Genomic DNA, 15,394 nt, shown 5'->3' with positions numbered 1-15,394 from the left:
ACCGGTCGACGCGCCCGGGGTTTTACCGCGCCTGGTGGCGCGTTGGTGTTGTGTGAGCCGAGTGTGAGGACCCCTCGTTAACGTTCCGGCCGGGCTGAGGACGGCCCGTCAACGGAACCTGGGGGGGACGCGTGAGACGCGCGCCGGTAGTTCGTGCTGCCCGAAGATGGTTCGTCCTGCTGCTGGTGCTGGCGGTGGTCGCGCCGGTGGTGCCCGGCTCGCAGACCCCGTTCGGCCCGGGGCGGGGGCTCCCCCCTGGGGCGTCGACCACCGCTCCCGAGCAGCGCGGCGGCACCGCCGACGACTCGACGCACGACGCCTCCGCGCAGGACTCGCGGTTCGGCCGGGAACTCCCGCCGCGCGACCAGGCCCGTCCGGCCGGCGCGGTGCCCGACCAGGCGGCCCCGCTGCCCGAGGTGCGCGCCTTCACCGCCGGGCAGCAGCGCGTCACACCGGCCGTGACCGGTGCTCGCGACGTGCCCGCGATCGACGCGAACGCCGTCGAGCGCACGGGTGACCGCACCGAGGACTCGCAGACCTTCGACAACCCCGACGGCACGCGGACCCTGCGCCTGCACACCGGTCAGGCCAACGTCCGGCAGGCCGACGGCTCGTGGCAGCCGGTCGACCTCACCCTCGCGCCCGACGGTGACCGCGTCCGGCCCGGGACCACCCCGGTCGAGGTCAGCTTCGCCACCTCCGCCCAGGCGCGCGACCTGGTCCGGGTCGAGTTCGACGCGGACCACCACCTCACCTACGGCCTGCGTGACGCCGCCGCCTCCCGCGGTGAGGTCTCCGGCAGCGCGATCACCTACCGCGCCGTGCTGCCCGCCACCGACCTCCGGCTCACCGCCACCCGGACCGGGCTGAAGGAAGACCTGGTGCTGGCGTCGGCCGCCGCGCCCACGTCGTACTCGTTCACCCTGTCGACGCGCGCCCTGCAACCGCGGCTCGGCGCGGCGGGTGACGTGGAACTCGTCGACGGCGACGAGGTCGTCGCCGTCATCCCGGCCGGTTTCATGGACGACGCCGCCGGCGTGCGCTCCACCGGCGTCCGCTACGCCCTCGACCGGTCCGGTGACGCGTGGACGTTGCGCGTCGACCTGGACCAGGCCTGGCTCCGCGCGCCCGAACGGGTCTTCCCGGTGACGGTCGACCCGTCGGCCGGCCGCTTCACCACCGACCTGGACGACACCTACGTCCGCTCGAACCAGGCCAGCCGACCCAGCGCCATCGACCTGGAAGTCGGTCGGGTCCAGGGCCAGCCCGCATCCCGCGCGTACCTGCGCTTCGGGGCGGCGCAGAACTCCCTGCGCAACACGTTCGTCCTGAGCGCCTCGCTGGCGGTCGACAACATCTACTCGCCGAACTGCACCCCGCGCTCCGTGACGGTGTTCGAGGTGACGCAGCCGTGGAACGGCACGACGCCCTGGCCCGGCGCGGCGGTCGGCCAGGCGCTGTCGAGCAAGTCGTTCGCGCACGGCGGCCCGGCCGGCAGCGCCTGCGCCGCACCCGGCTGGGAAGGGCTCCCGCTCGACGCCTGGCTGATGACCAGGTGGACGCACGGCGCGGCCCTCGCCCACGGCCTGTCGCTGCGGGCGTCCGACGAGACCGACGTCAACGGCAAGCGCTTCGCGTCGGCGAACTCCGCGAACCCGCCGTACCTCGACGTGCGCTACTCGCCGGAGGGCGCGTCGTTCGAGGTCTCCGGCGTCACGCTGCCCACGAACAGCCGCGCGGGCAGCCTCCAGGCGACCGCGGTGAACCTCGGCTCCTCCACCTGGACCCCCGGCGGCGGCACGCGGTTCGGCTACATCGTCAAGCAGGGCGACACGTTCATCCGCACGCCCACGTTCGCGCCGCCCCACGACGTCCCCCCGATGGGCTCGGCGGCGTTCGACGTCCCGATCGACCCGCTGGCACCCGGTGACTACCAGCTCTACCTGACCATGTTCACCCCCGGCGGCCACGACTACTTCGTCGCGCACGGCGTCCCCTACGGACGGGTGGACCTGACGGTTCACAACACCCCGCCGTCGTCGAACTACCAGCAGCCGGGCAGCGGCTCGGTGGTCGAGTCGGTGACGCCGACGCTGTTCGCCGAAGGGGTGGACGACGACAACTGGCCGGCCCGCGGGCTGACCTACAAGTTCCTGGTCTGCACCGACGAGGCGTTGACCGCGGGCTGCCAGGAGTCCGGCTGGACCGCGCAGTCGTGGACGCCGGAGCCGCTCAAGTGGGCCGAGACCTACTTCTGGGCGGTGAAGGTCTACGACACCGTGGACGCGACCCCGTTCTGGATCGGACCGCTGGTCCTGACGACCCGCGTGCCGCAGCCCCAGATCACCTCCCACCTCGCGGGCAACCCGGACGGCGCACTGGCGCCCGGCCTCGACCCGAACATCGGCAACTACTCGACCACCGTGACCGACGCCGCGGTGGCCACCGCCGGACCCGACCTCACGATCACCCGCACCTACAACAGCCTCGACCCGCGCCGCGACACCGCGTTCGGCGTCGGCTGGGCGTCCCGGCTCGACATGCGCCTGGAGCAGGACGACGACCGGTCCGGCAACGTGGTGGTCACCTACCCGAGCGGCAGGCAGATCCGGTTCGGCCGCAACAGCGACGGGACCTTCGGCTCACCCCTGGGCGACAGCGCCGAACTGGTCCACGACACCGCGTCGGGGTACTACACGCTGCGCGACTCAACCGGCGGCCAGTGGCGGTTCGACGTCCTGGGCAGGCTCCGCGCGATCGTGGACCCGGCGGGGCTGGTCGAGGACCTGCACTACGACGCGAACGACCACGTCACCAGGATCGCCAGCGCGGTCAGCGGCCGTGAGCTGACCATGACGTGGGTCGGCGGGCACGTCACGGCCGTCACCACGCAGCCTCCCGCGACCGGCGCGGCGCCGCTCGTGTGGACCTACGAGTACGTGGGCGACCGGCTCACCAAGGCGTGCGTGCCCGGTGTCGGGCCGAACTGCACCACCTATGGGCACACTGCGGCGTCGCACTACCCGAGCTCGGTGCTGGACGACAAGCCGAGGACCTACTGGAGGCTCGGCGAGACCGAAGGCGACACGTTCGCCAACGCCACCGCGCGGCGTCCCGGCGAGCACGCGGCCACCCCGCACGGCGTCATCCTCGGCACGGGGGGCGCGCTCGGCGGCACCGGCGACGCGGCGGCCTCGTTCGACGGCAACAGCAGCTACGTGACGCTGCCGGACGACCTGACCAAGGGCACCATGTCGCTCGCGGTCGAGCTGTGGTTCAAGACCACCGCGCACGGCACCCTGATCAGCTACGCCGACCAGCCGTTCCCGAGCGGCACGCCCACGCGGTCCACCCCGATCCTGTACGTCGGCACCGACGGCCTGCTCTACGGCGGGTTCTCGCTGCGGGACACCGGTGGGCCGCGGCAGGTCGTGAGCACCCGACCGGTCGCCGACGGCCAGTGGCACCACGCCGTGCTGTCCGCCGCCATCGACACCCAGGTCCTCTACCTCGACGGACGTGCCGAGGGCACGCTGTCCGGGCTCGTGGACCCGAAGCAGCAGGGCAAGCTCACCCTCGGCGCCGGCGTGGCGAAGGACTGGCCCGCCACCAACGGGGCGAACTTCCACTTCGACGGCTCCATCGACGAGGTGGCGCTCTACGGCCGCCCGCTCGGCGCGCTGGCCGCCCGGCAGCACTTCGACGCCCGCGCGTCCATCGACGTGCTGACCTCGATCACGCTGCCGCAGGACGACCGGCAGTTCGCCCGGATCACCTACGACGACGTGAACGACCGGGTCAAGACCCTGGTCGACCACCACGGGCGCACCTGGTCCACCGACACGCCGGTGGTCCTGGACGCGACGCGCACCGCGGTGCTGCGCGGTCCGGCCAACCACGGCGACTGGACGCACACGTTCGACGTCGACAACGGCGGCAGGCAGACCGGACGCCTGCACCGGGGCGTGTGGCGCAAGTACGAGTACAACACCGCCGGTTTCCGGTCCGCGGTCGTCGACGAGAGCGACCGGCGCACCGAGGAGACCACCGACGAGCGCGGGAACGTGCTGAGCCGCAAGACGTGCCGGGCGCCGGGGTCGTGCAACACGACCTACTTCACCTACGTCCGGTCGACCGACCCGCTCGACCCCCGGCGCGACAAGGTGGAGTCCACCTCCGACGCGCGGTCCAGCGGCCCCGAGGACACCACCTACCGGATGACGTTCGCCTACGACGAGGACGGCCGCCCCACGCGCACCACCCGGCCCAAGCCGGAAGGGGCGGCGACCGCGCCCGTCGAGACCCACACCTACTCGACGGGGGTGGAGCCCTCGGCGGACGGCCGCACCGTCCCGGCCGGCCTGCTGCTGACGTCGACCGGCGCGCGCAACCAGGTCACCTCCTACTCGTACTTCGCCAACGGCGACCTGGCGCAGGTGACCGGACCGACCGGGCTGCGCGTCCGCCACACCTACGACGCGCTGGGCCGCCGCACGGCGATCACCCGGGCCAACGCGGGCGGTGTCGCGTTCGGCACGACCACCTACGAGTACACGCCGCGGTCCCAGCTCGCGAAGACGACCGAGCCCACCACGACCAACCCGGTCACCGGCGCGAAGCACGCCAAGGTCACCTCCTACGAGTACGACGGCAACGGCAACCTGGTGAAGACCGTGGTCGCGGACGCGTTGCCGGTCGACCAGGGCGGTGCTGCCGCGCGCTCGACCACCATGGCCTACGACGCGCACGACCGCCTGGTCTCCACCCGGTTCCCGGACGGCGGCGAGGAGACGCGCGCCTACCTCGACCACGGCCTGACGCAGGTCGTCACCGACGTCAACGGCACCGCGTGGGCTTCGCAGTTCGACGAGCGCGGCCTGCTGCTGTCCAGGACGACGACCGGTGCCGGTGTCGACCCGGAGGACCCCGCCGCGACCGGCCTGCTGGTCGAGTCGCACGTCTACGACCCGTCCGGTCTGCGCCAGACCTCGTACGACGCCGCGGGCCGCCGCACCGAGTACCGCTACTACGACGACGGCCTGCCGGCTTCGGTGGTGCGCAAGGACCACTCGCGCCCCGACGGCTCGGTCGTCGACGTCACGCTGGAGGAGCGGTTCTACGACCCGGCCGGGAACCTCACCCAGGTCGTCGGGGCCGGTGGCCGCAAGACCGTGCAGGCGTTCGACGCGGCGGGCTTCGTCACCACCGCCACGGTCGACCCGGAGGGGTTGCAGCGCAGCACCACCTACCGGCGCGACGCGGACGGCAACCCCGTCCGGGTGGAGTCCCGCGGCGCCGCCGACCCGAACCGGGTCGAGGTCGCGGCGTACGAGTACGACGCCGCCGGCCTGGTGACCCGCGAGGACGCGGTCCTCGACGCCACCACGACGTTCAGCACGCACTACGACCGCGACGAGCGCGGCCTGGTGCTGGCCGCGACGGACCGGCGCCAGATCACCACCTCGTACGACTACGACCCGAACGGCCTGCCGGTCACGACCACCCACCCGCCGACCGAGGTGTGGGTCGCGGGCGTGCGGACCACCGGCTTCGCCCGCACAGAGGTCGTCGGCCGCAACGCGTTCGGCGAACCGACCCACGTCAAGGACGGCAACGGCGGCGTCACCACCTACGACCGCGACCTGATGGGCCGGGCCACGACGACCACCGTGCCCGAGTACACGCCACCCGGCGGCACGCCCGTCCGCGCGGCCGCCCGCAGCGAGTACGACCACGCGGGCCGCCTGACCCGCATGACCGACCCGCTCGACCGCGTGACGTCCTACGAGTACGACCCGTACGGGCGGGTGCTGGCGGTGACGCTCCCGCAGGTCGGCACCGCGCCGAGCGTCGAGCGGACCACCTACGACCGGGTCGGCCAGGTGCTCTCGCGGACCGACCCCGCGGGTGGGCAGACCAGGTTCACCTACGACGACCTGGGCCGCCAGGTCACGTCGACGCAGGTCGACCGGTCGTCGGGCACCGCGCTCTACTACACGACGACGGTCCGGTACGACCCGGCCGGCAACCCCGTCGCCGTCACCAACCCGCTGCAGTCGACCGAGACGGCGGCGTTCGACGCGATCGGCGCCGTGCTGAGCAGGACCGACGCGACGAACCGCACCGTGGGCTACGGCTACGACAACGCGGGCCGGCTCGCCACCGCGACCGACACCGCGGGCGTCGTCACCGTCCACACCTACGACCTGCTCGGTCGCAAGACCCGCAGCGCGCAGCTCGTCGACGGCGTCGAGCGGCGGGCCACCGGCTTCCGCTACGACGCGGCCGACAACCTGGTCGAGGAGACCACGCCGCAGGGCCGGGTGCGCGGCTTCGTCCACGACGAGCTGAACCGGGTCGTGCGGCAGGTCGAGCGGGTGGACGCGACCAAGGCGATCACCACCGCGACCGGCTACGACAAGGTCGGCAACCGGAGCCGGTTCGTCGACGGCAACGGCAACGCCACCGACTACACCCACACGCCGTTCGGCGCCGCGGAATCGGTGGTCGAACCGCCGACCGCGGCGCACCCCGCCCCGGCCGACCGCACGTGGACCACGGTCTACGACGCGGCCGGGCAGGCGGTCCGGCTGGTCAAGCCGGGCGGCGTGACCGTGGAGCGGGAGTACGACGCCCAGGGGCGGGTGACCGTCGAGCGGGGCGCCGGCGCGGAGGCGGCCACGGCAGACCGGACGTTCGCCTACGACCTCGCGGGCCGTCTCGTCCGCGTCGGTTCGCCGAGCGGTGACAGCGGCTACCGGTACGACGAGCGCGGCAACCTGGTCCAGTCGTTCGGCGCGGCCGGCAACGCCACCTACACCTACAACGGCGACAACACCGTCCTGACCAGGGAGGACGCGTCCGGGAAGGCCACGTTCGGCTACGACAGGGCGGGCCGGCAGGCCAGCACGGTCGACGCGCTGTCCGGGCGGACCGTCGACCACCGGTACGACGCGGCCGGGCGCCTGGCGCTGGTCTCCGACCGCTCGGTCAGCTCGTGGACCAGCAGGCAGCTCGCTTACGACGCGCTCGGCCGGCCCTCGTCCGACCAGGTGTTGCAGTACGTCGACAGCGGACTTCCGCCGCGCGTCCTGCTCGGCGCGGAGTACGACCACGACCTCGACGACAAGCTGGTGGCCAAGTCGGTCACCGACACCTCGACCGAGGAGACCAACGAGTACGGCTACGACGGCGCGGGCCGGCTCACGTCCTGGAAGGACCACACCGGCACGACCACCCAGTACCGGTGGGACGACGCGGGCAACCGCACCGGCGTCGGCGTCGAGACGTTCACCTACGACCAGCGCAACCGGCTCCAGTCGGGCGAGGGCGCGACCTACTCGTACTCCGCCCGCGGCACCCTGGCCTCGACCGTCGCGGCCGGGCAGTCGAAGGCCTCGGCGTTCGACGCCTTCGACCGGCTCGTGGCGAACGGGGCGGCCCAGTACGCCTACGACAGCCTCGACCGGGTCGTCACCAGGGGCAGCGCGCGGTTCCAGTACGCCGGGCTGTCCAACGAGGCGGTGGCCGACGGGACCAGGCTGATCAGCCGCCTGCCCGACGGCAGGCCGCTCTCCGACAAGCAGGCGTCCGCCACCACCAAGGGCAAGATGCTCTTCACCGACCGGCACGGTGACGTGATCGGCCGGTACCTCGGGGCGTCGGTGGACGGCCTGCGCGGGTTCGACCCGTTCGGCGAGGTGACCAGGTCGTCCGGCGAGACGTCGTCGCTGGGCTACCAGGGCGACTGGACCGACGGCGACACCGGCGCGGTCAACATGACCGCCCGCTGGTACTCGCCCGGCACGGGCTCCTTCCTCAGCCGCGACGACTGGGACATCCCACCGTCACCCTCGTCCGCCGCGAACCGCTACCAGTACGGCAACAACGACCCGGTCGGCAACGCCGACCCCTCCGGCCACTGCCCGCCTTGCCTCGCCGCCGCCATCATCGCGGCCGCGGGCGGGATCACCGCCGGTCAGGCGGCCACCGGCGCGGCGGTCCTGGTGGGTGGCGCGCTGGTGATCCACGCCGCGGAGCAGGCCGTGGACAACATCGATTCGATGAGCCGGACCGGCACGTCCACGACCACCTCGCCCAGGACCGGTTCACCCGGCCGCCCGATGCGACTGGACTGCGCCCGGGGCGCCCGTTGCTACGACACCGTGGGCGGCCCCCGTCCGCCCGGGACGTCCGCGCCGACCATCCCGAGGTCGCCCGCACCGATCGTGCGGCCTCCCGCGCCGCCGCCGCCCCCGCCGTGGGTCGTCAACGCCCTCGTCCCCCTGGCCAGGGCCGCCGCCGGCGAACTGGCCAGGCAGGACCTCGACCCGACCATCGAGCTGCACCCGACCTTCGGCGCGACCAATCAGATCGACAAGGCGATCGACGAGAACACGGTGATCACGAAGGACGGGTTCACCCACTCCGTCGACACCCCCGACATCACCAAGTCCCGCAAGGACACCGACGAGGAGAAGGGCTGCCTCGACGGTGAGCTGAAGAGCTCGGTGGTCTGGTACGGGCCGTTGCAGAACAACCACGCCACCGGAGTGGTCGCCTGCCTGACCAAGTTCCGCGGCGCGGCGACGCGCGAGGCGTACCCCGAGTTGACGGGCTACGACTCCGAGTGCGAGCTGGCCAAGGCGCACGGCCACCTGCTGGCCCACTGCCTCGGCGGCTTGGACATCCGGGAGAACTTCGTCCCGATCAACCAGAACTCCGCGAACGTCTCGCAGATGTGGCACGGCGTCGAGAAGCAGATCAAGAAGGCGCTGGAGAAGGACGAGACGATCTACTACCAGGTCATCCCGCACTTCCCGGAAGACCCCGCGATGATCGAGCACTACGGGGTGGGTGTCCCTGACTACATCGACATCTACGCCAAGGGGAACAAAGGCTTCGAGTGTGCGGCGAAGGTGCACAACGTGACGACGAAGATCCCGAGTTACAAGGGGTGCAGGCAGTAGTGTTCATCTACCGCAAGTACTGGACGGAAATGCACCAGCCCGCCTCCATGAAGCGCCCGTTGGACTGCTTCGAGCAGGTGGCGGCGGTGCTGGGCGAGCCGGGTGCGCCCGCTCCCGAGGTGGACTGGGACGAGGTCCGACAGCAGCTCGGCGTCGCGCCGCCCGCCGACTACCGGCGGTTCGTCGACCGGTTCGGCGCCGGGTGGGTCGGAGCCCTGCGCGTCTTCGCGCCCCGCGCGAGCACCCCGTCGTTCGACCTGTTCCGGCAGGTCGAACGGGTCACCGAGCTGACGACCGAGTTCCGCGGGAGCACCACCCCGACGTTCCCCGGGCCGTACCACCCGCAGGAGGGCGGCCTGATCGTCTGGGGCGAGATGGACGGGCTCCACTTCTTCTGGAACCCGGCCGGTGCCGACCCGGACGCGTGGCCGGTGATGATCTCGGACGAGAGCTGGCTGATGACGTTCACGCCGGACAAGTCGTTCACCCTCTTCCTGGCCGATTACCTCGCGGGGAAGAACGCCGGCTCGGGCGCTCCTCTCCTGTCTCCCGACGAGGGGGTCGGGGTGCGGTTCGTCCCGGCTTCCTGATTTCCCTGTTGCAGCACCAACCCTGAATGGGATGACATGACAATAATGCGACGTGCGGCCGTCACGGCCGTGTGTTTCACGCTGGGGGCGGCTGTCGTCGCAGCTCCGGGGTGGGCGGCCGCCGAGCCGTCGAACGGGTCCAGACCCGATGTGGTGAACTCCGCCGACGACGCGAGACCCGGCCAGACGGTCGCCAAGGACGCCGAGGGCCGCACCCTCGTCTACGTCGAGGGTGCCGACGAGAACCGGCTGCGCGACGCGGTCGCCAAGGCGGGCGGCGTGGTCGCGGACTCGGACGGCGGCCGCGTCAAGGCCGCCGTGCCGGGGGACAGGCTGGACGTGGTGGCGGCCGAGCCCGGCGTCACCGAGGTCCGGCTGCCAGACCGGGCCGTCGCGATGGCGGGGCCGGTGACGTCCGAGGGCGTCGGGCTGTCCGGCGCCCAGGGGTGGATCGCCGACGGCAAGCGCGGTGCCGGGGTGAAGGTCGGCGTCATCGACGTCGGCTTCGGCGACCTGGTCGAGACGCAGACCGCGGGCGAGCTGCCGTCCGGGACCCGGTTGGAGATCAACAACACCAACTGCGTCGACGCGAGCGAGAAGACCGCGCACGGCACCGCGGTCGCCGAGATCGTGCACGACATGGCGCCCGACGCCGACCTGTACCTGGCGTGCATCGAGGACACGGTCAGCTTCTCGGCCGCCGAGGAGTGGCTGCGCGGCAAGGGTGTCCACGTGATCACCGCCGCCGTCGGCTTCCTGAGCCCGACGGGCGGTCGCGGTGACGGCACCGGTCCGGCGGGCAGCCCGGCGGACGTGGTCAAGCGCAGCCGCGAGGCGGGCATCCTGTGGTCCGTCGCCGCCGGCAACCAGGCGCGCCTGCACTTCGCGGGCAAGCCGGTCGACGCCAACGGCGACAGCTGGGTCGAGTTCAGCGGCAGCACGCAGAACAACGGGTTCCCGGTCCAGCCGGGCGTGTCGGCGACGGTCGGCGTCCGCTGGGACGCGTGGCCGCGCACGACCCAGGACCTCGACCTCTACGTGATGTCCGGGTCGCAGCCGCCCACCGGGCCGAACGACCCGAACATCGTGGCCCGGTCGACCAGGGCGCAGAAGGACACCGCGGGCGGCCTCAGCCCGAACGAGGAAGTCACGTTCACCAACCCGAACGTGGTGACCTACACCTACTACGCGTTCGTGAAGAACAACAACGCGCAGTTCACCACGCCGTTCGAGTTGTTCGTCACGGGCAGCAGCGGCCAGCTCCAGACGTTCACCGAAGCGGGGAGCGTGACCGAGCCCGCGACCTCACCGCACGTGATCGCGGTCGGCGCCACCGCGGCCGGCTCCGGCGTGATCGAGTCGTCCAGCGGGCGCGGTCCGACGGTCGACGGCCGGCTCAAGCCCGACCTCACCGGTCCGGACAAGGTGGCCACGTCCTCGTGGCACCAGCCGATGGCCGGCACCTCGGCCGCGGCGGCGCACGTGGCGGGCGCGGCGGCGTTGCTCAAGGCGGCGAACCCCGCCATGGACGCGGCCCAGATCCAGGCCGCGCTCCAGGGCCGGACCTCGCCGAAGACCCACGACACCACGTGGGGTCACGGCGTGCTCAACCTGGGCCCGCACTCCGACGTGCCCGCCTTCCCCGGCGCGGGCTTCACCGTGAACCAGTCGCAGCAGCGCATCCACTCGCAGTGGTACGCCGCCGGGCAGGTCGTCACGCTGCCGTTCCCGAACGTCCCCGGCGACACGACCGCCGTGGCGATCACGATCAGCGCCCGGTCCGCCGCCGACAACGTGGTGGAGGTCTCGCCCGGCGACCCCGCCGCCCACGCCGGCCGGACCACCGCGGTGCGGCTGCGGGGTGACGACCGGTTCACCGCGCTGACCATGTTCGCCCCGCTCGGTGACGACCGCGCCATCCGCATCCGGAGCCGGGACGCCGGTGCGTGGGTGGTGGTGGAAGCCCTCGGCCACTTCAGCCCGGCGGAGAGCACCGACCTGTTCACCGCGGCGCAGACGCCGCGACGGGTGCTCGACACGCGCGGGTTCACGTCCAGCCCGCGCAGCACGCCGTTGAAGAAGGACGACGTCCAGGAGCTGCCGATCCGGGGACAGGTCGGCGTACCGACCAACGCGACCTCCGTCGTGGTCAACGTGACGGGGTTCGAGGCGACCGGCGTCTCGTACCTGTCCCTGCACGGCGACAACCCGACCGGCATCACCACGGTGGCCCTGAGCCAGGCCGACCGGCGCTCGAACATCTCCGTCGTCCCCATCGGGGGTGACGGCAAGATCCGGATCGCGAACCACTCGGACGGGGCCCGGACCGGTGCGGCGGTCGACGTCGTCGGCTGGTTCGTGCCGGGCTCCGGCTCGCGCTACGTCACGCTGCCCACCTCGACCCGCATCGCCGACACGGTGACCGGCCAGGGTGTGCCGGTCGGCCCGGTCGGGGCGGGCCAGTCGGCGAACGTCCAGGTCAAGGGCATCGGCGGGATCAGCTCGCAGGCCGTCGCGGCGGCGCTGACCGTGACGTCGACCGGTAACTCGGCCGACACCGAGCTGACCGTGTCACCGTCCGAGCGCGGGTGGTCGCCGGTGACCAACACGGGCTCCCGCAAGCTGGAGTCGATCGCGGGCCTGGCGCTCGCGCCGCTGGGCGCGGGCGGCAAGGTGGACGTGCGCAACGAGCGCGGCCAGGCCGAGGTCTCGGTCGACGCGTCCGGCTACTTCGTCGGCGGCCAGGCGTACGCGCCGCCCGCGTCCAACTGCGTCACCGCCGTGGACGGACCGGGCTTCACCGGCGTGTTCGACGGCCGGCACGAGTCCGAGCTGTCCGGCTGGCGGATCGCGGGCACGACCAAGGTGCAGCGCGACGGCTGCGAGCTGGTCACCACCACCGGCACCGACGTGACCTGGTACGCCGCTCGCACCTACAACAACGACTACACGCTCAAGCTGGACTGGAAGGCCACCTCGGCCAACTCCGACTCGGGCGTGTTCGTGCTGTTCCCGGCACCGGTCACCAGCTCCGGCACGACGACGGTCGGTGCGACGGGGAAGGGCGTGGAGGTCAACATCGGGCCGACCGGCGCGACCGACACCCTCAAAACCGGCGGCATCGTCGCGTGGCAGGCGCCGAGCACGACCGCGCCCGTCAAGCCGGTCGGCGAGTGGAACACGTTCGAGCTGGTCGTGCACTGGAACACGGTGACCGTGCTGCTCAACGGCACGCAGGTCAACCAGTTCACGGTCCCCGACGGCGTGTACGCCCGCAACAGCTACTTCGGGTTGCAGAACAGCGGCGGAAACGACCCCGTCCGGTTCCGCAACGTGCGGGTCAAGCGGGACACGCCGGTCACCTCGGGCCAGTTCCGGGCCGGTGGCATGTGCCTGGACCTGACCAACGGCGATCCCGGCCTGGGAGCGGTCGCCCTGCACAGCTGCCACACCGGCTTCGCCCAGGTCGTGACGACCAACGGCGACGGATCCGTCCTGCTCGGCGGCCGGTGCCTGGCGGCGGAGGGCTCCGGCACCGCCGACGGCACGCGGGTGGTCCTGCAGGGCTGCGCCGGCAACGACAGCGAGCAGTGGGTGGTGCGCCAGGACGGCCGGATCGTCAACACCCTGTCCGGTCGCTGCCTGACCCCGACGTCGATCGCGCTCAACGCGCCGCTCGTGCTCCAGACCTGCGCGACGAGCCTGTCCACGCAGGTCTGGCAGATCCCGGCCGAGCGCGGCCGGGTCGGGAAGGTCACCGGCCCGCCGGGGCAGTGCCTCGACGTCTCCGGGAACAACCCGCTGGAGAACAAGGTCGTCCAGTTCGGCTGCAACGGCTCGGTGGCGCAGAGCTGGGTGGCGATCGGCGGCGCGCTGCGCGGCGCGGGCAAGTGCCTGGACGTGTCGGGTGGCGTCACCGCGGCCGGTACCCCGGTGATCCTCTACGAGTGCAACGGCAGCGCGGCCCAGCAGTGGCAGGCGCGACCCGACGGCACCCTGGTGAACCCGGTGTCCGGCCGGTGCCTGACCTCGGCGAGCACCGCGTCGGGCGCCGCGCTCTCGATCGAGAACTGCGGCGCCGCACGGGACCGGCAGGTGTGGCGGATGACCGCGGAGACGGTCATGCGCGGCGCCCTGATCGGGCACGTCGACAAGTGCCTCGACGTCGTCGGCAACGACCCGAGCCGCAACGACCTGTGGCTGTGGACCTGCTACGGGCCGGGCGGGCAGCTGTGGTGGAACACCGGCGACGGCGCGTACCGGGCGTTCGGCAAGTGCCTGGACATCGGCAACGTCGCCGCGCTGACCCCGGTGCTGCTGAGCACCTGCAACGGCAACGAGAGCCAGCAGTGGGTGGCCCGGCACGACGGCCGGGTCGTCAACCTGCTGGCGAACCGGTGCCTGAGCGTGCGCGACGCCAACACCGGTGACGGGGCGACGGTGCAGATCAACGACTGCAACACGCACGTGGCGCAGCGCTGGACCATCCCGGTCAAGGCGAGCTGATCACTTCGGGAGCCCCCGTCCGCGCCGCGCGGGCGGGGGCTCCCACCGCTCCCCGCCACCCCGTTCGCCCCGGTCGGCGGGCGGGCGGTGCGCGCGTTCCACGGGCAGCGGCACGGTGTGGTTCCGGTCCGCCGGCGACGGTGCGGTGTGGTTGCGCTCCGCCGGCAGCGCCTGCCTGCCCTCGTCGGACCGGATCCGCTCGGCGGCGCGCTCGATCTCCAGCCGCTGCCACCGCCGCCGCTGCCGTCGCGTCATCCGCGCCGGCCACATCTCCTGCAACGCGCTGTTGAAGTACGCGCCGAGCGTGATCGCCAACCCGATCAGGTAGGCGAACAGCAGGAACGCGATCGGCGTCGCCAAGGCACCGTAGGTGTACCCGGTGGTGGTGATCCACTGGATGTAGAGCCGCAGCCCGATGGACGACAGCAGGAACACCGCCATCGCCAGCACGGCACCCGGCACGAGCCGGTGCCACGGCAGCTTGTTCGGCAGCGACAGCTTGTAGAGCGTCGCCAGCGCCAGCACCAGCAGCACCGCCATGCCCGGGTAGTAGAACCCGCTCAGCCACGACTCGATCGTCGGCTCCCACGAGTCCGGGAACACCCGCGGCAGCAGGTCGGGGCCCAGCGCCACCACCGGCAGGCCGATGATCAGCAGCACCAGGCTGGCCATGTAGAGCAGCAGCGCGAAGATCCGCTGCCACACCTCGTTCCGCACGCCGTACTGGTCGTGCGCGGCGGTGATCGCGTCCACGAACGACGACATGGCCGACGACCCGGCCCACAGCGAGATCAGGAAGCCGACCGAGACGATCTCACCCTTGCCGGTGGTGAGGATCTGGTCGACGGTGGGCACGATCACCCCGTTGACCACGTCCTGGCTGAAGATCGTCCGGCAGGTCGAGATGATCCGGTCCTTGACCGCGCTGACGACCTCCGGCCCGAACCAGTCACCGAGGTACCCGAGGCTGCCCAGCAGACCCAGCAGCAGCGGCGGGAACGACAGGACCTGCCAGAACGCCGCCTCGGCCGCCTCGGAGAAGATGCTGCCGTCCCAGGCCTTGGACAGCGTGCGCGCCAACAGACGCAGGGGCCCCTTGCGACCCGCGCTGCGTGCTGTGTCGTCCCTCGGCGAACCCATCGCAACATCAAGCATGGTGCATGCCGGGTGATTTCGCGGCATCGGCGACCGTGCGTCGCGGACGCAGCGGGTAGGCTGTCGGTGCCCTCGACGGTCAACCGCACCGAGGGCATTTGCGTGTCCACCACCGCCACACCGCCGCACCGGCACCGCGGCACGGCCGCTGATCAGCGCAGAAGGGGTTCGAGG

At 72.0% G+C, this 15,394-nt stretch carries 4 protein-coding genes; 3 read left to right on the top strand and 1 reads right to left on the bottom strand.

The features are described 5' to 3' along the window. Positions 1 to 131 precede the first annotated feature (131 nt). The 3 genes from FHX81_RS12440 (at position 132) to FHX81_RS12430 (ending at position 14,065) form a co-directional block, all read left to right on the top strand. Positions 132 to 8,969, top strand: a complete 8,838-nt coding sequence (locus tag FHX81_RS12440) for a LamG-like jellyroll fold domain-containing protein (protein WP_141978005.1) — start codon at positions 132 to 134, stop codon at positions 8,967 to 8,969. Further along, positions 8,957 to 9,559 carry a hypothetical protein gene (locus FHX81_RS12435; RefSeq protein WP_141978003.1) on the top strand — a complete coding sequence of 201 codons (603 nt, stop codon included), beginning with the start codon at positions 8,957 to 8,959 and terminating at the stop codon, positions 9,557 to 9,559. Before FHX81_RS12440 ends, FHX81_RS12435 begins: the two co-directional genes overlap by 13 nt. Positions 9,560 to 9,712: 153 nt before the next feature. Further along, positions 9,713 to 14,065, top strand: coding sequence for a ricin-type beta-trefoil lectin domain protein (locus FHX81_RS12430; RefSeq protein ID WP_141978001.1), 4,353 nt, complete (start codon positions 9,713 to 9,715; stop codon positions 14,063 to 14,065). Here the strand turns inward: FHX81_RS12430 and FHX81_RS12425 are convergent, their stop codons facing one another. Further along, positions 14,066 to 15,220, bottom strand: coding sequence for a YihY/virulence factor BrkB family protein (locus FHX81_RS12425; protein ID WP_141978000.1), 1,155 nt, complete (start codon positions 15,218 to 15,220; stop codon positions 14,066 to 14,068). Positions 15,221 to 15,394 lie beyond the last annotated feature (174 nt).

The organism is Saccharothrix saharensis (assembly GCF_006716745.1).
Classification (GTDB): domain Bacteria; phylum Actinomycetota; class Actinomycetes; order Mycobacteriales; family Pseudonocardiaceae; genus Actinosynnema; species Actinosynnema saharense.
The sequence above is the reverse complement of the archived record's forward strand: the minus strand, read 5'-3'. Positions and strand labels throughout refer to the sequence as shown.